Source organism: Rhodothermales bacterium (assembly GCA_039944855.1).
Classification (GTDB): Bacteria; Bacteroidota; Rhodothermia; order Rhodothermales; family JANQRZ01; genus JBBSMX01.
Map to the genome: position 1 here is coordinate 15,808 of JBDUXZ010000036.1, position 19,282 is coordinate 35,089.

The 19,282-nt window shown below is 62.6% G+C and carries 15 protein-coding genes; 4 read left to right on the forward strand and 11 right to left on the reverse strand.

Annotated elements, in window-relative coordinates; genetic code table 11:
* Positions 1–131: 131 nt before the first annotated feature.
* From ABJF88_17830 to ABJF88_17860, 7 genes are all read right to left on the reverse strand, one after another.
* A complete protein-coding gene (locus tag ABJF88_17830) occupies positions 132–2,360 on the reverse strand; it encodes a GWxTD domain-containing protein (protein MEP0548801.1) in 2,229 nt (742 codons plus the stop codon).
* Between the two features lie 323 nt (positions 2,361–2,683).
* Positions 2,684–4,906: a lanthionine synthetase LanC family protein gene (locus ABJF88_17835; GenBank protein ID MEP0548802.1), complete on the reverse strand. Its 2,223-nt coding sequence runs from the start codon at positions 4,904–4,906 to the stop codon at positions 2,684–2,686.
* Positions 4,903–5,838 (reverse strand): thiopeptide-type bacteriocin biosynthesis protein, encoded by a 936-nt coding sequence (locus tag ABJF88_17840; protein MEP0548803.1) that lies wholly within the window; start codon positions 5,836–5,838, stop codon positions 4,903–4,905. The genes ABJF88_17835 and ABJF88_17840 overlap by 4 nt, the downstream gene beginning before the upstream one ends.
* Positions 5,831–8,896, reverse strand: a complete 3,066-nt coding sequence (locus ABJF88_17845; GenBank protein ID MEP0548804.1) for a lantibiotic dehydratase — start codon at positions 8,894–8,896, stop codon at positions 5,831–5,833. Before ABJF88_17845 ends, ABJF88_17840 begins: the two co-directional genes overlap by 8 nt.
* Before the next feature lie 86 nt (positions 8,897–8,982).
* Positions 8,983–9,192, reverse strand: a complete 210-nt coding sequence (locus tag ABJF88_17850; GenBank protein ID MEP0548805.1) for a hypothetical protein — start codon at positions 9,190–9,192, stop codon at positions 8,983–8,985.
* A gap of 276 nt (positions 9,193–9,468) precedes the next feature.
* Positions 9,469–10,092: a response regulator transcription factor gene (locus ABJF88_17855; protein MEP0548806.1), complete on the reverse strand. Its 624-nt coding sequence runs from the start codon at positions 10,090–10,092 to the stop codon at positions 9,469–9,471.
* A 24-nt stretch (positions 10,093–10,116) separates the two neighbouring features.
* The gene (locus tag ABJF88_17860; GenBank protein ID MEP0548807.1) at positions 10,117–11,241 is read right to left on the reverse strand and encodes a sensor histidine kinase; all 1,125 of its coding nucleotides are present in this window, start codon (positions 11,239–11,241) and stop codon (positions 10,117–10,119) included.
* Between the two features lie 335 nt (positions 11,242–11,576).
* Here ABJF88_17860 and ABJF88_17865 point away from each other — a divergent pair, with 335 nt between their 5' ends.
* Positions 11,577–11,849, forward strand: coding sequence for a hypothetical protein (locus ABJF88_17865; protein ID MEP0548808.1), 273 nt, complete (start codon positions 11,577–11,579; stop codon positions 11,847–11,849).
* Here the strand turns inward: ABJF88_17865 and ABJF88_17870 are convergent.
* Together ABJF88_17870 and ABJF88_17875 are read right to left on the reverse strand one after the other, a co-directional pair.
* Positions 11,826–13,532, reverse strand: coding sequence for a type IV secretory system conjugative DNA transfer family protein (locus ABJF88_17870; GenBank protein ID MEP0548809.1), 1,707 nt, complete (start codon positions 13,530–13,532; stop codon positions 11,826–11,828). The genes ABJF88_17865 and ABJF88_17870 overlap by 24 nt on opposite strands.
* Positions 13,529–14,416 (reverse strand): hypothetical protein, encoded by an 888-nt coding sequence (locus tag ABJF88_17875; GenBank protein ID MEP0548810.1) that lies wholly within the window; start codon positions 14,414–14,416, stop codon positions 13,529–13,531. Before ABJF88_17875 ends, ABJF88_17870 begins: the two co-directional genes overlap by 4 nt.
* Before the next feature lie 265 nt (positions 14,417–14,681).
* On the opposite strand from ABJF88_17875, the gene ABJF88_17880 reads away from it, so the two are divergent.
* Genes ABJF88_17880 through ABJF88_17890 form a run of 3 tightly spaced genes read left to right on the forward strand, consistent with a single transcriptional unit; the run spans position 14,682 to position 17,890 of the window.
* Positions 14,682–15,089, forward strand: coding sequence for a ribbon-helix-helix protein, CopG family (locus ABJF88_17880; protein MEP0548811.1), 408 nt, complete (start codon positions 14,682–14,684; stop codon positions 15,087–15,089).
* A gap of 13 nt (positions 15,090–15,102) precedes the next feature.
* Entirely contained in the window at positions 15,103–16,974 is a 1,872-nt protein-coding gene (locus ABJF88_17885; GenBank protein ID MEP0548812.1) for a relaxase/mobilization nuclease domain-containing protein, read from the forward strand.
* Positions 16,975–17,032: 58 nt separating this feature from the next.
* Positions 17,033–17,890: a replication protein RepA gene (locus ABJF88_17890; protein MEP0548813.1), complete on the forward strand. Its 858-nt coding sequence runs from the start codon at positions 17,033–17,035 to the stop codon at positions 17,888–17,890.
* 704 nt (positions 17,891–18,594) lie between these two features.
* On the opposite strand, the gene ABJF88_17895 is transcribed toward ABJF88_17890, so the two are convergent.
* Both ABJF88_17895 and ABJF88_17900 read right to left on the reverse strand, forming a co-directional pair.
* Positions 18,595–18,921, reverse strand: a complete 327-nt coding sequence (locus tag ABJF88_17895; protein ID MEP0548814.1) for a hypothetical protein — start codon at positions 18,919–18,921, stop codon at positions 18,595–18,597.
* A 35-nt stretch (positions 18,922–18,956) separates the two neighbouring features.
* Positions 18,957–19,217 (reverse strand): hypothetical protein, encoded by a 261-nt coding sequence (locus ABJF88_17900; GenBank protein MEP0548815.1) that lies wholly within the window; start codon positions 19,215–19,217, stop codon positions 18,957–18,959.
* Positions 19,218–19,282 lie beyond the last annotated feature (65 nt).

Below are 19,282 nucleotides of genomic sequence, written 5' to 3' on the forward strand. Positions count from 1 at the left end.
TGCCTTCACGACTCGTAGCCATGGCAATGTTATCCCCATCACCCGAATAGGAAGCTTTAGGGAAGGAGATGTGGCGGGCATCGCGCTTAAGTTTTTTAGATCCGCTGATGACTTCTCCTGAGCCTTGCTACTCACCACAGAGTTATCTCTCGATACGTTTCTACCATACGGTCTCCCTGCTGTACGCGAAGAGAGAGCACATACTCTCCAGGCTCCTGGGCGGTGAGGTCAATTATAGAGTATTGCCCTTGGTCAGAACCTCGCCCACTGCTCTCGAAGGCAACAGATACACCCTTCTCCGGTTGCGCTCCGCGCACTCCGTCCCATAAACGCTGGATGCTCCCTCGCTCATCAGCAGGTACAAGAAGGACCTCAACATCATAAGATGCGAGTCCGTCGGTACCTAGATGGAGTCCGTATGCTTCGAAATAGAGATAAAGTGTTTGCTCCCGACTGAACACTGTCCATGGGGCGGGCGCGATCTCGTATCCGCGTCGATGAATGAGGCCTGGCACTGGTTCCTCACGCTCCAACTCTTCCACGTGGTAAGCGAGAAGAAGGTCACTGAGCCGGAGGCCACCGTGCGTGAAGTCGGGGACGGCGAGTGATTCGCGGTTGTAGCCCGCCACGCTGCCTGCGGCTGCGTCGAACTCGACGGCGAGCATGTAGGTGCCGGGGGGCACGGCGAGCGTCGGGGCCGCGATGTAGAGCGTCGCTTGCGGGAGTGCGTGGATCTGCGCGCTAGGCAGCGACGACGGACTCGACCGCGTCTCGGCCATCGTGCGTCCCGCCTCGTCGAGCACGAAGATGCCGGTGCGAAGCGCGAGCGGGAGCGGCCCCGACGCTGGCCGCTCGGCCACCGGCACGCCGAAGGCGATGACGACCTCGGCCGCGCCGTCTTCGCCCTTGAATACACTCGTGAGGCGCGGTATCGAGACGCGGCGCTCGGGCGCGTACTGGCTCCGCTCCGGCTCTTCGCGCACCCGCTCCCGCGCTCGGGTCACGAAGTCCTGCGCCGAGAGGTCAGCGTGGGGGTTGGCGAAGGCGTAGGCTGGCGGGGAGAACAGCGTGAACTCGTTCAGCCCCCACGCATCCTCGAAGGCGAACCGGAAGCCGTCGTACTCCCACACCTCCGTTCGACCGCCTCCGGTCTTTCCCGGATAGAACGCAAACGGGAAGACGTACACCGTGTGCGGTGGTCCGTAGCGGACGAAGAGGCGGCCCCGATCGGTCTCCCACCCTCGCCGGTCAAGAGTGTGGACGGAGAACAGGAGGTCGGCGTAGGCGAGGCGCGCGTAGTGCTCGACGCGCCGCTCGTTCACGTCGGTCAGCAGGCGCGGGTCGTGGAGCCGCCAGTAGCGGGCGGCGGTGCGCTCGGGGTCGCGCCGGTACGCCTCAACTTCCTCCGGCGGGAGGACAAGGGCGAGGTCGGAGAATGCGGCGCGGACGGTGGAGTCAGCGGCGAGGGCCGCGTCGAAGGCGGCGGCTGCCCCCTCTGTGTCGCCGAGCCGGTAGTGGGCGAGCCCGGAGGCGAGGAGGGGGAACGAGTTCTCTGACTGGACCGAGCGTAACGACTCGGCGACGCTTCGCAGTGATTCCCATTCCTCGGCAGCGGCGTAGAGACGTGCGAGCACCGCGAGGGCATCGTGGCTTGTCGGATCGCTCTGCAAAGCCCGCCGAAGGTGGTGGACGGCTTTGGGGTATGCCTCTTGGGCCGGACCGCTCGCATCAATGAACGACACGCCCCGCCGCCGAAGCCGCTCCACGTCGAACCTGTCGCGCGCATAGAAGTCGGCAATGGTGCGCTGGCTCTCGAACTCGAAGTCCTTCATGACAATCCGGCCGTCCTCGAATTGCACGCCCCCTTCCTCCACCACTTTCCGCTCCTTCACTCCGAGGTACACCTCCCAATCCTCTGCGAAGAGCGCGGGACGGAGGGCGCGGTGCCACGCGAAATACTTCGTTGCCTCCTGCGCCCCAACCTCCGTGTGAGCTACGGCGCTCGTGGAGTCGAGGGCGAGGATGCGGCGGGCGAGATCAAGTCGGCGGGCGGTACGTAACGCAGGAGGAGCATCACCGGGGAAGGCTCGCATGAGCCGAAGGCGGAGCGCGAGGTAGGAGGGGTTGTCAGGAGCAATGTTGAGTAGAGCCTCTACGGCTTCTTCCGCTCGCCCAAGCTCCCTTCCTTGAGCAACAAGAAGACTAGCGAGAGCATAGTGAGCAGACGGTTGATCTGGGTCACGGTCAATCGCTTCCTCTAAGTGAACTACATTCCGCGAGGTATCTTCGGACTCCGCACGACTTTGGAGAGTTTGTGTCTGAGCCAGCACATCTGACTGCGGTATTAAGAGCGTCAGCAATGACGCAGCGACGATGATTAACCGACGTATCGAGTACATGCCAGTCACCCAGTAGGTATCCCAGAGGGATGTTCAACAACACATTGGCATAGGATCGACCGGGGGCGCTCACGTAGAGGCAGCCCCCGGTCCAAGACAGCGTTGCCACCGTCTTATGTGGGAATTCGCCAGTTGGCCGGATGCGTTAGTTGCAGACCTGGAAGTCGGTCGGCCAGCACGTGTGGTCGTTGGGATCGCAGGAAAACCCCTGTGATCCGCAGTCGCACGAATCGGTGCCGCAATCGTTTGTACACACGTAATCGGTATCCCCTTGCCCACCGCACTCAGCAGTGCATTGGGGGTGTGCCGTACAGGGAGTGCCGCACGTGTCGGTCCAGGGACGGTACCCATGCACGGTGCCTCGCTGAGTGGCAGAGGCAGGAGTCGTCTCGAACGATTCGACCTGGAGGTCGTCGAGGTTGAGCTTGAGCTTCTTCATGGCTTCTGGGATGGGCTAGGTGATTGAGCTTGCCGTGAAAACTGATTGAGTAATTCAGCAGTATTGGGGGAGCCCTGGGTGATACGTTCATGATGAGACCAGCCGTCCAAGCTTGTTTGACCTGAGCGACCACAGCTAAACGGACTTGCTCGGGATCGACCGAACCCTCAACTGCTCCTGTCATGTGCCTCGAGATCTCGTCGATCGAGTGCGGCTGCTCCATTGTACTCAGAACAGCAGCGGCAAAGGGCGAGAGGGTTCTGAGGAGGATGCGGTTGCCAGACCGGTACAGCAAGAAGGTCGATTCGATGTGCTGCGGCTCTTGGGATCGTTCGGTGCTGTCCTCAGCGAGCCAAGTATCCCAGTCACGGGAAGTCCCTACGAGATGAGTATGTGGAGCGAGCCGTAAGGGCTCTGCCGTCCAGACGTGTTCGTCAAGCGATTCTCGGAGAAGGGTAGAGAGCAGTTCGTCTGTGAAATCGGTAATCGATAAACTTGCGATGTACCGCTTACGCTCCGGTCCGAAGGCGTCGTTGATCAAGGCCCGGTGTGCACCGGAGTCGGCTAAGGCTTCTAGCTCTGAATAGCCCCGCTCGACATCAGAGGTCTTCGCAGCGATCTGCAGCGGGGCTCCGGTCAGCTCCAAGCCGGCATTGCAGGAGAGAGAGTCGAGGACATCAAGTGTTCTGCCAAAGAACGTCCGCACATAACGTCGCTGGAGTACGCGATAACCCCCATCTGTTTCACTAATCTGAGTGAGATCTGCCGCTACGTTCGGTGCCTTCAAGAGAAGCACGCTTGGGGTTTCGTCTGAATGCAAACGGAGGTAGAAGTGACCTACTCCGGCCTCTCCCAAGAGCAAGCTGGGGTCGGCGGCCGCCCCCACTGTTCCACTCGGCCAAGGCTGGCCTTCGCGCTCGACGCGCTCCCACCCGCGGAGGCCACATGCTTCCGCCTCCGTTCTCAGGTGTGGCTTTTCCAATACCTGAGCTGCGTGCAGAAGGGTTTCTGCATTTCCGCAGAGTCCATGGCACAGCGAGTAGTTCGACAGGGCACGCGCCGGGTTGTCTTCGTCGAGAGTAGTTAGAGTCGTCTGGACGGCTGCTTCAGCTTCCTCGCGATATCGCGGATGAGCGAGGAGTTCGAATGCACGGAGGCGCGTCAGTCCGATCCCAGGGGCACCATGGCACCAAGCCCTCATCGTCCCGATAGGGCGATGAAAGGTCCTCCCCGCCTTTAGAAGAGAACGCAACTCGTCATGACGGCCAGTGCGGACGAGTTCGTTGAGGGTAATATTCCGGAAATCCGGCCAGTTCTTTTCCTCAGCATTAAAGAACTGCCGCTCGTAGAGGAAAGCTTGCTCCGCGGCATAGAGGTATTGATCTTCACCTGTCGCCGCGAACAACTCAAGAAGTGCATGTCCGCACCCCGACGCTCCATGAGCCAGTCCAGCAAGGTTCCGGACAGACGTCGGCCGGATAGTTGACCAGGACCAGCCTCTCACTTCGGTATGAGCGACGTTGACTAGGTGGTCACCGAGTTGACGAGCCATGTCGATAGATACCTCGTGAGGAAGCACCGAGGCGAGCTGGAGCAAAGCAGGGATAGCCCCTGCAGCCCCACTAATCACATCGATCCCCTGATCCTCCTGCTCGTTGCCTCGAAGAGGAGTGAGGAGCGCTTCGGCCTCCCTGAAAAACTCCGGTCGTCCGAGGCCCTCAGCGATACGTGTGGCGGCGAAAGCGATCCCCACACGGCCATCGTGGAATCCGAAGCGACGTGGCCCCATCTCTCTACCCTCAAGGAGGGCATGATGGACGGCACCTATAGCAGCACGTTCGATTTCGTGGTCCTTAGTACGAACGTAGAGTTCACCTAAGAAGAGGGCAATGCCGGCGGTCCCTTGATAGACGCTTCCCCCCGCTGCTCTCGAAGACGAAGCTCTTGGAGAAGTATGGTCTTCCTTCACGACATTCCACGTGCAGGCACTGCCGTTCCACAGCGCCTGTCGGGCGAGGCGAAGACCGATTCGGTGGGCGACCTCCAAGAAGCGCGCGCGCTCATTCATGTCATTAATTGCGTAGGGACGGGTAAGCTGGAGCGTTCCGCTTGTCTGTTTAGGGTGCTAGCGATGAGATGCGCGAGGTAGGCTTCCTCGGGTATGGAGATGCCCAGCCTGTTGCTCATCATGTGGAGGTAACTGGGGACGATCCGAAGCGCAGCAGCTTCAGGGGATGCGAAGGGTCCAGACGGACTGAGGAGCAATCCGTGTCTAGCAAGGAAGTCGAACTGCATCTGGACTGCTTCGAGCTCCTCGTGGTACACGTGGAGATCTTTCGGCAGAGCGCCTGAGCCGTTCAGGCACAACCAGGCAGTTTCGACATACGCCGATAGAGTCTGGGCCTGCCGGTCGTATCCTTTGCGGAAGGCTGTTTTCAAGGCATGGACGAGGCGGTGATCGTCTCGAACAAGATGGGAGAGGTACCCTGCAGCGTAGCGTGAGGCAAAAGAAGAGGCGGTACGTGAGTTGGGGAAGAACACGTGGAGTGCTGAGAGCATAGCTAGGAGCCCCTTGCCCAATCGGGAAGGGCGCTCCTTGTCACATAGATGCCGAATAATGTCGAAGGCGGCCTCACTCGATCGGAAAAACAATGTCTCAGCTAGGTCGACGCCTCTTCGCCCTCCGTACCGTTCGAACTCCGGTTCGTAAGGGACCCACCGGATTGATGAAAGGAGGGACATGACATTGACGTGCTCCTCTAAAGCGGGCTTGACCTCATTCTCTAGTACGTCTGCAGCGCCGTGGAGTCGAAGGCGCACGTGAGAACCGTGCTCTCGGTATCTGATGAAGAAGTAGCGGTCAACCCATCCATGTGATTGGGCTGCGCGTACAAAGGGCTCAACTACCTCAATGAGCACTCGATCACATGAGGGGCTATAGATGAGCCCCTCATAGAACAGATGCGCGCCTAGCCATCCTGTAGTGGGATGTTCATCCATCGTGACAACTGCTGTCTGTCGTGGCCGATTTTGCGGAGCTGCTGCCGCCAGTAACATCGAATTGGAATATTTGCTCGGCAGCATGCGTCACTCCTTCGTAGTGCGGGAGGTCTTTTGCAGTTGGGTAGCGTTCTTCGAGGATGGCACTGAAACTTCCTAGACCGCGTGCCATTTTCCCGAAGAGGTTAGCGAGGAGGGGGTTGGCGAAGTCGATGTACTGCGGCTTGTGTAGGTCTCTCGAACCGCGGGTCTGCTTATGCTGTGGACGGTTATCCGTGTGCAGAGCTTCAAGAGGGTCTCCTTCGCTCTCAGAAGGTCCTGTCCTGTCCGAATGGAAGTTGTTCGCTACGTTCAGCGTCCTCTCTGAACTGCCTTCTGTTAGTCCTTCGGATGAGTCCTCGGATAGAGGTGAGGCTTCGGCTTTGCCATCGTTCTCGTGGGTCCGGTGTCGCGGTAACGGTTGTATTCGGACGTAGACCTCGCGGGGCAACTCGTGATCGAGCCGCCATTGATTAACTCTTACATAGAAATCGAAGGCACTGTCCCCTTGAGCATACTGAGGGAGGAGCGGCCCTGGTACAAACCAGCACTGACGAGCCAAGACCAGTGTGCCTTCGAACGTGATCCGCGGCCTCCGTGTGATGGTGAGCTCCAGCCTAGGGTTGGCTGTTTGTGTAGAGCGCGGGGGTGCCAAGCTTGATACTTCTGTGTCTCTATCGCTAGCTGGCTCTACATCATCAACATGCGAAGCGGCAGATCGCGGGAAGGGGAATGAGAAACCCACAACCGGGGTGAACTGCGAGAGCAGTTGGTACAACGGCGGCCTCATCGTGGGATTCAAGAACCCAAGATCCACAGGCAGTACGATCCGCCCCGATGGACCATGTCGTAGCCGTAACGCATACGGATCATCCGCAGCAGCCTCCACACCGAGGTCCGAGGTCAGGAGTTGTTCCTCGGCGTGTCCACTCTCTCCCGTTGGGTAACTGATCTCTCGGGGTAGAAGGGGTGGGTGGAGGTTGCCATTGAAGTTGCCATCACCACAGATCTCGGCTAGGTAAATGTCTTTGCGACTCTCGTTTGACGTAAAGAGGTCGTTGCGTACCGCTTCCGGGAAGAGGTAAAGGAAGCGCGAGAAATACTTGCCGTACCCCGTAGCATATGCTCCGTTGCGGAGGATGAACCTTGATGGCTGCACGGCATCGAGATCACAAACAACTTGGCCGAAGACTGTCATCGAGGGGGCGATCAGAGTTGAATCGGGCACCTCCTCCAATGACGCTGCCAGATCACTCCGGCTTAATTCTATCTCGGCCTCCGCCGGGTTCTCGGCCCAGCGTTTAACAACCACTCCTTGGAGTAGGCGGTAAGCACGCTGTATGGCAGTAACAAGTTGGAGGTCGAATGGATTTCGGGAGTCGTATTCGTCGCCATGCTGTGCCTGAGACTGAGCCTCCAAGTGGGGTTTGAAATGTTCGCGATAGTAGTCTTCGTAAAAGCGAAGGAGAGGAATTGAGCTCACATGCCCATAGTAGGTATCAAAAAAGTGGCGCATAGCTGCTTGCTCCTTGCGTGGTTGAGCAAGCCGGTGCGTCAAGTCCAGGTACGCGGAGAGCGCCTCGGCTATTGGACCAATAGCTGAGGCGCTCCCAACAGAGGCGCACACATCCGCAGTCGCATCTTCGTAGAGAGGGAGGCCTGTCCGGGTCCGTTCCTCGATGCCTAACGATGCAAAGGCTTCATGTAGCGCCTGCTCACACTCCGTAAGTATTGACGAGCGACGGGTGAGTGAAGCCTCTTGGAACTCGTCTACAAGCGCCCTCAGACGTGTGAGCGTATCCACAACGATCTCAGCGTGATGATCGTCGGTTCCGTCTAGGAGTGCGCGAAGGGGTATATCCCATTGCAATTCCTGCTCTCTCACGCCCGTTCGGAAACGGAGGAGACCGATGTCCACGAGTTGATCTAGGTATTGCTCCGCTTCCTCTTTAGAAGTCTCGACGTCGGGATGGTTGGTAAGAGCGTTTATCAAATCACCCAGAGTGGCTTGGGCGTTCCTCGACACAATCTGGTCGATGATGTCAAGGACATCGTGCCGAGGCATCCTTCGAAACACTTCCCGTGTACCCTTTGCAGTGAGGAAGAGAAAATTTCCTTCTTCCTCTGACACGGTCGGATTCATCTCAACGGGTAAGCGATGGCGAACGCCAGATCGACCACTGAGATGACTCAAGAAGATCCCGTATAAGCTTTTGTTTAAGCTGATGACACTCCGTTTACGTGTAGGGCTCCCGCTAAGGGCGATGCCGGCACCTAGGTCTAGGCCTCGAGATGATGAGGGGACCACTCTACCCGGCACTACGGCGCAGAACGTACCGAACGGGGTCGCTTTCATGGCCGCTCTCGTGTAATATCTCAAGAGCCCTCGCTCGATCTTGTCCTGTTTTCCGTTCAAGTCTGCACCGAGAGAACCCGTGTAACGCTTCTGGGCTCGGTATAAAGACTTACTCGAGATCAGTAAACCGCATTGAAAGCTCTCCTCCTGCATAAATGATTGGAAGCGCTGGCGTGCGGTTGATGCCTCTGAGAGGTAGGCAGCGTTCAATCTCTTTAAGGCCTCACTGTGCTGTGCCAAGAGGTCTGCGAACCGCTTGATCTCTGATGCGCCAGGCCCTAATGTGTCTTGGACCGCACTGAGGGCCTCCGGCTCGGCTGAGCGGAAGTTGTACAGGTCTCGCTTGAGTCTGAGCAAGTGCTTCCGCTGTCCATCATCCTGAACTCTTCCTATAGCCTCGTAAAGCAGGCTCGCTACTCCCTCTCGGGACTCATAAAGCTCCCTTTGAAGAACAAATGCAATTTTGAAAGCTTGATCGCTCTGTCCGGTACTCAATTCCTCTACATAATGGGTAGGTAGGCCTGACAGACGACAAACAAACCACTCGAACAGATTCTCACCAGAATCGCTCTCACCGAGAGGGCAATCTCCTGCGTACTCGGTACCATACTTGACCCTTGTTGAACCGAATTTCATAATGGTTAGAGGTTCTTTAGGGGCCACCTTGCGGCTTACACTGTAATTTCCTGCCCTGTGGACTCAGCTCGCCTAGCCGTCAGTAGAGGATGTCGCTGTTCTCGGTCGAGGCATCAGAAACAGCCGATGAAGGGGATACAGATCGGACCGTCCGTGCCGGAGGCGTCTTCGTTGCCGGTCATCTCCAGGACATACCCTTTTGCAGGCGCGGTAGCTAGCTCGATCCACACGGTCGAAGGGGCGCTCACAACTTCGTAAGGCGGGTTCGAACCAGTGTCTGAGGAGGGGGAGAGCCAGAGGGCGATGAGGATGAGGGGAAGCATTGAGGCGAGGATGATGGGTGAGGGTAGCGATGAGCGCAGAAAGCGCTAGCCACACTATCAGGCACGACTTCGTAACCTCTTCAAGCTGCTCTTGCCTTCCATCATCTGCAATCCTCCTTCCTAACGAAGTTCAGTAGTGAGGAGAGACTACGGCCTCTAGTCATTTTGTCTAGAGGGGACCCCCCTCCCTCTGCAAGGGAGCCATGGCGGTATGGGTCACTTTGGGGAGTGGTTGCGGTCGATCCTAACGCAGCCCCCAATCGCTGGTGCCCATACTCATTCTTCTCCACGGACGAATCCAGTCTTCCAGGCCCACGCCACGGCCTCGCGCGCTGTCGCCGCGCCGATCTTGGCGTAGGCGTTGGCGAGGTGGCTTCGCACCGTGTTCTCCGAGATGAAGAGGGCGGCGGCGATCTCATGGTTGGCCTGACCCATAGCTAGGAGCCGAATCACCTCCCGCTCCCGCTCGGTGAGGACGGCAGCGGGATCCTCGACCGTCGTCGGCGTCACGAACCACCGGCCCTCGCCTCGGGCTACGGCTCGAACGGCCTCGACGATGAGCTCGGGTGGCTTGTCCTTCGTGATGTATCCCGAGGCGCCGTTCTTCAGGAGGGCCGTAACGTAGGCAGCATCGTCGTAGGACGAGAGCGCGAGAAGGCGGACGGGGAGCCCCTCGGCATTCACCATCCGAGCCACCTCTACGCCGGTCACCCCTGGCATCTCCATGTCGAGAAGGGCGACGTCGAGTCGGACGGACCGGATGAGCCGGAGGGCCTCTTGCCCGTCGGCCGCCTCGGCGACGACCTCGATGTCGGCCTCGGCCGAGAGGAGGTCGCGGATGCCGCGTCGCCACACGGGGTGGTCGTCGGCGATGAGGATGCGGATGGGAGCGAGCGGCATGACGGAGTCCGGAGGGAAGTCAGATTACCGAGTTCGTAAGAGGGTCCGCCGTCTGGGGTTTCCCCGGCGTACGGTGGCGCGGACCTCCGTCGGCTCTGTCCCTGCGGGGTCGCTCTCGATGTGGAGTTCGGCCCCGATGGAGTCGGCCCGCTCGACCATGCCGAGGAGGCCGTAGTGCCCGTCTCGCCCGAGCGTGCGGAGGTCGTCGGGGACTCGGTACCCCCGGCCGTCGTCGCGGACGCTGAGGAGGATGCGGTCATCGTCGAGCTGGAGGGCGACCGCGATGTGGCTCGGCCTGCCGTGCTTGGCCGCGTTGTTCATGGCCTCCTGCGCGATCCGGAAGAGGGCGAGGCGGACCCGCTCCGGGAGCGCCTGTCCGTCGTCGTCGAGGTCGAGGGCGACGTGGATCGAGGGGTGAGTCCTCCGGAACCGATCTGCAAATGCTCCGAGGGCCGCAGCCAAGCCGAACGGGGCGAGCGCAGGAGGACGGAGGTCCTCGCTCACTCCGCGGAGTGAGCGGATTACCCGCTGGATCTCCTCGACCACCTCGCCGAGCGGCTCGCTTACAGGTGCCAGCGTCGCGTTAGCTGCGGACGGGCGAGCGAGCAGGCTCAAGCGCATGCGGAGTGCGTGGAGGTCCTGGACCGGCCCGTCGTGGAGGTCTTGTGCGAGCCGGAGCCGTTCGGCCTCCTGGCTCTCCGTCAGCCGGCGGCGGACCTCGTCGGCGTGACGGCGGCGCTCGGACTCCCTCCGGAGCCGCCGCCGGTACACCCCGACTGGGAACGCGACGACGGTCACGAGCCCGACGAGGAAGATGAGGGCGACGGGGAGCATGAGCGGCCGGCGGACGAAGAACACGGACCGGAGCATGGTGCCCTCGACGAACGCGGTGAGGTCGGACGCAACGGCGAGGTAGTACTTCGACGGGATGTGGATGCGTCCCCCGTACGGGTCCTCGACCTCGACCCACGGGTTCTCGAAAGCGTCGGCTTCGAGGTAGCGCATCCGCCACACGTCGGCCGACCCAGCAACGACGACGGAGTCGGCGTCGAGGACCCGTTCCACACGAGGAGGTGCGGGTTGAGCGAGGCTCGCGACCGAAGCCATGAGTACGACGGCGAAGAGGAGCACTGAGAAGGAGTTTTGCACGGAAGGAGGGGGCGGCAGTACCGCATGAGGTCGAGCTCTTGGAGCGAGGATTCAAGCTAAGGCTGCCTTTCCCCTATCACTATGAGCCTCTCGAACGCCGGACCTCGTCCTCTGCTTCAGAGCCCTATGTCGCCCTAGATGCAGATCGGATCAGCGACTCTGTCGGCTAACCTGTTACGAGGGAAGACTGTAGTCGAATCCGGGCAGCGCCCGTCATGCCGCTCGTCAGCGCCCCTATGCCAGCTACGCTGACTGTCGGGGCACTTCCTCGCGCCAGTCGTAGTTGGACACATTATGCTCATTGACAGTAACCCTCCAGACTGTTTTCTACGACGATGGGCCCCGAACCCGATATGCCACAGAGCGACATCCTCGGCTACCAACTCGCTGCCCTCGCGGATCTGCGTGCCCTCCTCCGGACGGTCCTCGACAACGAGATCGCGATCCTGGCGAACCTCGAAAACCGGGACGTGGAAGCCGTCGCCGAAGACGTGGATGCAGTCTATCAAGTCCATCTCGACAAAGCGTACGCTGACCTCCACAGATCGATCGACGAACTCACCGAGGCTGGTAGGAGGGGAGACCTAGGTCCCGACCCGAAGGGGTGATGTGAGTGCGGCTGGCAGCGTCCCGTGCAACGGATTGAGGTTGTAGAGTCCCGCGAACTCCTCGTCCTCGAAATACCGGAGCTTCCGGGCCCGCACCGGGTCGCGCCCCTTCACGAAGAGGAGTTGCTCCTCCGGCGGCATCCGCCGCACCTCGTCGGGGAGGTAGAGCGCTCGCCCCGTCTCCGAGCGCCCCCGGCTCCCGCCGCGTTGGAAGCCGGGGACCTGGAGGCCGTAGGACGTCCCGCTCGTCGTCCCCTCGCTCTCGGCGCGTACCGTCGCCTGCCCTGTCATCCGCGAGAGGTACTCGGCCGTGTGCTCGTCGGCCGTGCCGAAGGCTTGGAGCACGGCGGCGTTGGCGAGGAAGCTCCCCCACGTCTCGGGGTAGACCGCCCGGAGCTGGGTGAGGTCCTGGAGGAAGAGCCAGAGCTGCGCGCCGTAGCCGGCGGCGAGGCTCACGGCCCGCTCCACGGGCGCGAGCCGGCCGAGATTGGCGAACTCGTCGAGGAGGAAGAGCACACGTCGGCGCGGTACGCCCGGCACGCGGCTCATCGTGAGGAGCGCACAGGCGACGACAAGGCGGAGCCAGCCGCGGTACGTGTCGATCCGTTCGGGTGGGAGGACGAGGTAGAGTGAGAGCGACTCGTGGTCTCCGGCGGGGTGCTTCAGCTCGGCGAGGTCGAACGAGGAGCGGGTGAGCACGCGGGCCATGCGGGGGGAGTCGAGGAAGTGCGTGTGCGTCTGCGCCGTCGAGATCACCCCGCTCCGCTCTTTCTCGGCCTTCTGCAGGATGCGCGCGGCTGCGCGTTGGACGAGCCCGCCGCAAGCATCGCTCCGGAGCATGTCGTCTTCGAGCAGCCTCGTGAGCTCCTTCGGCGGGAGCGAGAGGAGCTCGCGCACGCGGACGAGCGAGCGGTCCGGCCCCGTCTCGGTGGCGGCGACGTGGAGGACGAGCCCGGCGAGGAGCGCCTTCGCCTCGCCTTGCCAGAAGTCCGAAGTGGCATCGCGCCGTCCGTCCGGCACCACGAGCATGTCGGCGAGCATGGCCGCGTCGTCGAGGGCGTCGGGGCCGTCGGCATCTACCAGGTCCAGCGGGTTGAATGCCGCGTGACCACCGACGAGGCCGAACGGGTCGAGCGCGAGCGTTTTGCTCCCCAGAGCGCGCCTGCGCGAGGTGGTCACGGCGTAGTTCTCCCCCTTCGGGTCGGTGACGACGACGGAGCCGGGATAGGTGAGGAGATTCGGGATGACGGCTCCCGTTCCCTTCCCACTCCTCGTCGGGGCCACGGTGAGGAGGTGGCCCTCACCGTCGTAGCGGAGGAGCTTCCCCTGTGCGTTTCGTCGCCGAGCCTCTCGCCACTGCCCGGCCAGTCGCCGTCCGAGGAGCACCCCGGTCTCCTTCTGCAATTCGCGGCCGCTGCCCCACCGCGCCGTGCCGTGTGCGCCGGAGCCCTCTGGCTTCGAGCGACGGTAAGCGACGACGAGGAAGGTGACGGATCCGGCGAGGCCCACGAGGAGAACGACCTGCAGCGGGAGCGGGACGTGGGGGCTCACGAAGTGCAGCCACCCCTGTACGGGCAGCGCGACGACCGAGGCGGCCACGAGGTAAACGACCCCGAGGAGGAGCGGCACTTTGAAGAGCCGCCACATCGTGAAGAGGTCGCTCGGCTCGAACCCCTTGCTCATAGCGCCTGCTCGTGTCCGATCCCGCGGCGTCCAGACCGCCGCATGAACTGGAGGCCGGCGGCCACCATGAGCGCGCAAGCGAGGAGCAGCCCTAGCGTGATCGCGAGGCCGCGGCCGGTGAGCTCCTCCGCCGGTTCTGGAACCCGGTCTTCTCGTTCGGCTGCCCGCGCCTCCAGGAGCGCAACCTCGGCTGCGTCGTCGATCGTGCCGAGCCGCCCCTCGCTCCCCATCGCACTGGCGATCTGCTCGTCCGTCCTCACGCGTCGCACAAAGCGCGCGTCCCCCACCCGCCCATCGGGTGCGCCGGCGACGGCTTCGCAGTCGAGCTTCTCCTTCCAACCGCGGAGATCCTGCAGGCTCTCCCGCCTGCGCTCGCACTCCGTCCGCTGGTCTTCGAAGTAGGTGGGCGAGGCCGAAGCGACGTGGAGTTTCTGTCCGCCCATGTACAGCTCGACGTTCGTGTATGGGTCGGTGAGGTGCTCCGGCTCGAGCTCGCCGCGTCGGTGGACGACGGCCGCGAGGTGGACCCACTCGCCGAGCGGTACGACCTCGCCATGCGCTGCGCTGGCTTTGGCTCCGACCTCCTCGTCCGGTGCGACTACGACGGGCGTTCCTGCCGGACCCTCTACGCCCCAGCACTCCAGGCCGAGGCGGTACCCCTCCTGTTCAGTGAGGACGGGACACCCGGCCTCCGTGCCTTCCACGGTGTAGCTGTCGAGGCGGACCCAGGCTTCGAGGGTCACCGGCTCGGGGTCGGCCGGGAGGTGGGTGCCCTGGACGGACTGCCGAACCTCCTCGGTCGCCATGTCGCTCCGGTGAAAGTACACGGCGAAGAGAGCGACGGCGAGCACCGTGGTGAAGGCGAGAATGACGAGGCGTTTCATGGCGTCGGGGACTGGAATCTCCTACCCCGCGAGCGGATCGAAATATCGTTCGTGCATTTTACGACCTCGGGGAGTATGTTGCAAGGCATCGCGGCGTAGTCGCGCGGCGTGCTAGCAGGCAGCACGTATAGCAAAAACCTCTAGCACGTCATCGTCATCTTCGCGCGTGGCCGTCGGCGTGGAGCTTCGTCATCGCCCGCGCGGGACGCTTTCGCAGCGGCGCGGGCCGCCGCTCAACGTCACTCTATCCCTTACCCCTGAGAGCATGGAGACACCGGATCTCAAGGCCGCCGAAGCGGACCCAAAGACGAGCTCGCCTTCGGACTCGAAGCGCAACGGTGGGAGGCCGAAGAAGCCGAAGAAGGAGCGGCGTGACCACGTCGTCCCCGTCCGGATGAACGACGCCGAGTACCGGCTCGTCGAGGAGAAGGCGGAGGCCTCTGGCCTGTCGAAGTCGGCGTACATGCGACGCGCGGCCACGGGGCGACCGATCAGTCCGAAGGCCGACGCGATGCTCCGGCGAGAGCTCCGGCGGATCGGTGTGGACCTGAACCAGCTCGCCGCGAGCCTCGAACGCGAGCCGGCCCACGTAGGCGGCCCCGACGCCGCGGCCGTCCGGGCAACCACGGAGGAGCTGCGCCGGGTGCTGAACGAGCTGAGGGACGAGTCGTGAGGAGGACGCGCTCATGATCGCTTCGACGAGCACGGGGAAGAGCTTCAGCGCGCTCAGCGCCTACCTCGAACACGGGAAGACCGGAGAAGAAACCGGCCGCATCGAGTGGGTCGAGACGCGGGGCCTCTTCGAGCGGGACCTGGAGCGCGTGGCCGAGGAGATGCGGGACACGGCGGCGCTGAGCGAGCGGTGCCAGCGGCCGTGCTTCCACCTCTCGATCTCGTTCGACCACGGCGACGTGCCGACGCGCGAGGAGATGGTAGCCGTGGCCGAGCAGACGCTGAGAGACATCGGGCTGGACAGTCACCAAGCCGTTATTGCAAGCCACAACGACCGCGAGCACCAGCACGTCCACCTCATGGTCAACCGGGTCCACCCCGAAACGGGCCGGGCGTGGGAGGACTGGCAGTGCAACACGCGCATCGAGGAGAGCCTCCGCCGGCAGGAGCGGTCGATGGGCTACCGCGAGGTGCCGGGCCACCTCGGGAGACTTCCGGACCAGGAGCGGCCGGACCGGACGGAGTCGCTGACGCGGACGGCGTTTCGGAAGTGCCAGCGCGACGGGGTCCTCCCCTTCCAGGAGCTCGTGAAGGACGTGGCGCGTCAGGACTTCCGCGAGGCCCGGAGCTGGGGGGAGCTCGCTGAGCGCCTGGATCGGCACGGGCTCAGGGTCGAGCCGCGAGGCCGCGGCCTCGTCGTCACCGACGGCCACGAGTACGCGAAGGTGTCGAGCATCGACCGCGGCAGTAGCAAGCACAAACTGGAAGCGAGGTTCGGAGAGCGACATGTCGAATACAGAGAACGGACGACCCTCGAAAGGAGCGTCGTCGGGAGGGCTGCGGGAGCGGCTGAGAGAGGTCGAGGCGATGGAGGCCCGGCGCATGATCACGCCGGTGCTGCAGGAGACGAAGGCCGTGATCGAGCACCTGGAGGACGTGGCGACGGGTACGGCCCGCCTGCAGGAGCACGCGCACCAGGCGATGAGGCGGTTCGAGCGCAGACTGCAATGGAAGATCTGGGGCGGGGCGCTCCTGATCGGAGTGCTGAGCGCGGCGCTGATCGTGCTGACGCTCACGCTGCTCAGGCCGGGCTGGACGCTGACCGAACACCAGCGCGAGGCCATCGAGGCGGCGGAGAACACGAGGGCGCGGTACCAGGCCATGAGCGAGGAGGAGCGGGCGACGTTCCGCGAACTGATGGCGTTGCCGGCACCGGCGGAACTCCCGCCCTCGGAAGCCCCGCCGTCGAACGAATAGTCGCCGACGTCCACGCGCTGGAGAAGGCCAGCGGGATCGAGCGTGAGATCCACCGGACGCACAGTGCGCTCTCGGCCGCACACCAGAGCGCCCGACGGCATGCGTGGGCCGAGAAGCAGCTCACCGAGAGCGCTCGCCACTTCACGTCCAAACTGAGGAAGGTCTACCAGGACCCGGAACAGGCGCACAGAGCCTTCCTACGGGCCGCAGACGCGCGCGGAGCAGAGAAGGCGGCCCAGACCCTGCGTGAGGCTCCGGAGCGCTACGGGGCGCTCCAGACGGCGCGAGAAGGGCTGTTCCGTCAGAGCGATCGGGAGGCACGCATGGTGGCGCTAGAAGCGTGGCAGTCCGCAGCCACCTATTACCGGGCACGGCACGAGGTCCCGTCGGCAGCAGAGAAGCAGGAGGTGGCGAAAGCGCTGGGGCAGACCGAAGCGAAGCTGAAGTCGCTCGGTACGAACCGGGACCTCTCGGCGGATACCTTGGAGCGCCGGATCGGGCAGGAGATGGCGTGGCTCTCGCCGAAGGAGATGCGGCAACTCGAACGCTCGCTGTCGCCGTCGGGGATGAAACTGGCGATGGGCGCGCTCGGCATGGCCCGCGAGGTGCAGCGGGGGCTGGAGCGATGAACCCCACGCATGATCGACTACGGAACCCTTTAGAATCGGAAGACTGGATGATCGTCTTATGAACCAGATAGACAAGCTGATCGAGATCTCGTGGAGCATCGCGAGCACCGACGCGGCCCGCGCCGACGAGCTGGCGTTCATGGCGCGCGTGCTCGTGCAGGCCACGCTCCCGCACAGCGATCCCGGCGACGTGAAGGCCTTCGGGCGCGAGAACGGGAACTTCAAGCTCAAGATTCAGCCGGGCATCGACACGGGTGTCCCCTACGGGAGCTACCCGCGCCTCGTGTTGGCCTGGATCACCACGGAGGCCGTGCGCACGAAGAGCCGGCGGATCACGCTGGGCGACTCCCTCTCGCACTTCATGTCCGAGCTCGACATCACGCCGACGGGCGGGCGCTGGGGGACGATCACGCGCCTGAGGGACCAGATGAAGCGGCTCTTCGCCGCGCGCATCGCCGCGGTCTACGACGGGGACGACGCCTACCTCCTCAACAGCGTCGAGATCGCCACGGACGCCGACCTGTGGTGGGACCCTAAGCGCCCCGACCAGGCGGCCGTGTTCGAGAGCACCGTGACGCTCGGGGAGAAGTTCTTCGAGGAGATCGTCCGCCGCCCCGTGCCGCTCGACATGCGAGCGCTCAGGGCGCTTAAGAAGTCCCCGCTCGGGCTCGACCTCTACACGTGGCTCACGTACCGCGTGAGCTATCTGAGGGACCCCGTGGAGGTGTCGTGGCAGGCCCTGCATTCCCAGTTCGGAGCCGACTACGCCAGCCACTACGAGTTCGCTCGGAAAGCCAAGCGTGAGCTCCAGAAGATCAGCCTGGTCTGGCCTGAGCTGAGCTACGACACGCCACGTGGACGGCTCGCCCTAAGCCCCTCCCCCACCCACGTCAAGAAGCTGAAGGCGGGCTCCTGACGCTTCGGGGACCTCGAAGGCTGCGGTTCACAGAAGCCCCGCCTACTGTGGATCTGAGGGGGTTATCCACGCATTAACGGTACAAAAGGGCTTTTGTGGGGCTTAAAAACCTATTTTACATCCATTTAAACATGAATTTCGGCTCTGCCGCCAGCGCATTAACGGTACAGGAGCCTACGCATTAACGGTACAACAACCTATATATATCCTGTATCCTTAATCCTGTAGTAGAGCCGAAGGGTTGTTGATAACTTTGGAGGGCATCCTTTACAATAACGGAATAAGCACTTCCTCCCCCTTCCCCTCCCCCCCCCAACCCTCCATGCAAGATGCGGACGGGCCTCTGGCCCGACTCTCTCTTCCAGTTCTTCTCCCCCCTACGGGAAAAGAAGCTCCGGCCTCCACCCCTGTCAAGGCGACCTCTCCGCTACGCTCCGAGGGAGCCGCTGACGCGTCTCACCTTGACAGCGGCTCCGGCCTCCGCGAAAGGGGCACCTACGGGGGGAGAAGAACTATGCACCCTGACGGGTGCCGGCTCGGAAAAGATCAAACCCTGACACCAAAGCGATAGGGTTCGGAGGCAGTGCAAGGGCTGCGCGAGTCCGCCTCCGGCGGTCCCTTGCACGCTGCGACCGTGTTACCCTCGACGGAGACGGGAGAGCATCGACCGAGATGCTTTCCCGGCGTAGTAGACCAACAACACGTCAGAAGTACGGCTTGCGTCCGGTCTTCACGAAGCGTTGCCCTCCCCCCTCCTGAACGACCATCTCTTCGTCCAGGTAGGCTCTGACGTTGGCAGCCACGTCGTCAACGCTTAGCCCCTGGCGCTCGGCCGCGGTGAAAGCATCGTCCAGCGTGAACGTATCCGGCAGCTCCTCGAACAGGTCGATAGCCTGCTCGGGGATTGGGAACTCTAGCTTCTCCGCTGTCCTCGGCTGCTCCTTGTACCGCTCCGATAGCAGGCCGCGGAGAAAGGCATTCTCTTCCCGCTCAGCATTGAGTTGCTGTCTGAGCTCCTGGATCTCTCGCATGAGGTCCTCTCGGTCTCGGAACGATTCCTCGTCCACTACGCCCCCTCCCCTTCCGCGTCGTACCACACGGGGCCTTCGAGACCGCGCCCCGTCAGCACTTCGTAGAGCGCGACGCGCAGGCCCGTCATCCCGTCGCCCGGTCGGTAGTTCTCTGCCTGAGAGATCGCCTGTTTCGTGATCCGGTCGTACCGCTCACTCTCGACGAGGCGGGCCGCCGCTTCGTCCTGCGTCAGCTTCTGCCGCTTCCGCTCCTGGCGCACGGCGTCGGCCAGCGATTCCTCCGTGTAGTGGTCCATCCGTTCCCTGGGTCGTGTCGATTTCTGTGGGGCGGTCTCCGTCACAGAGAAGGTAGAAAAAAAAC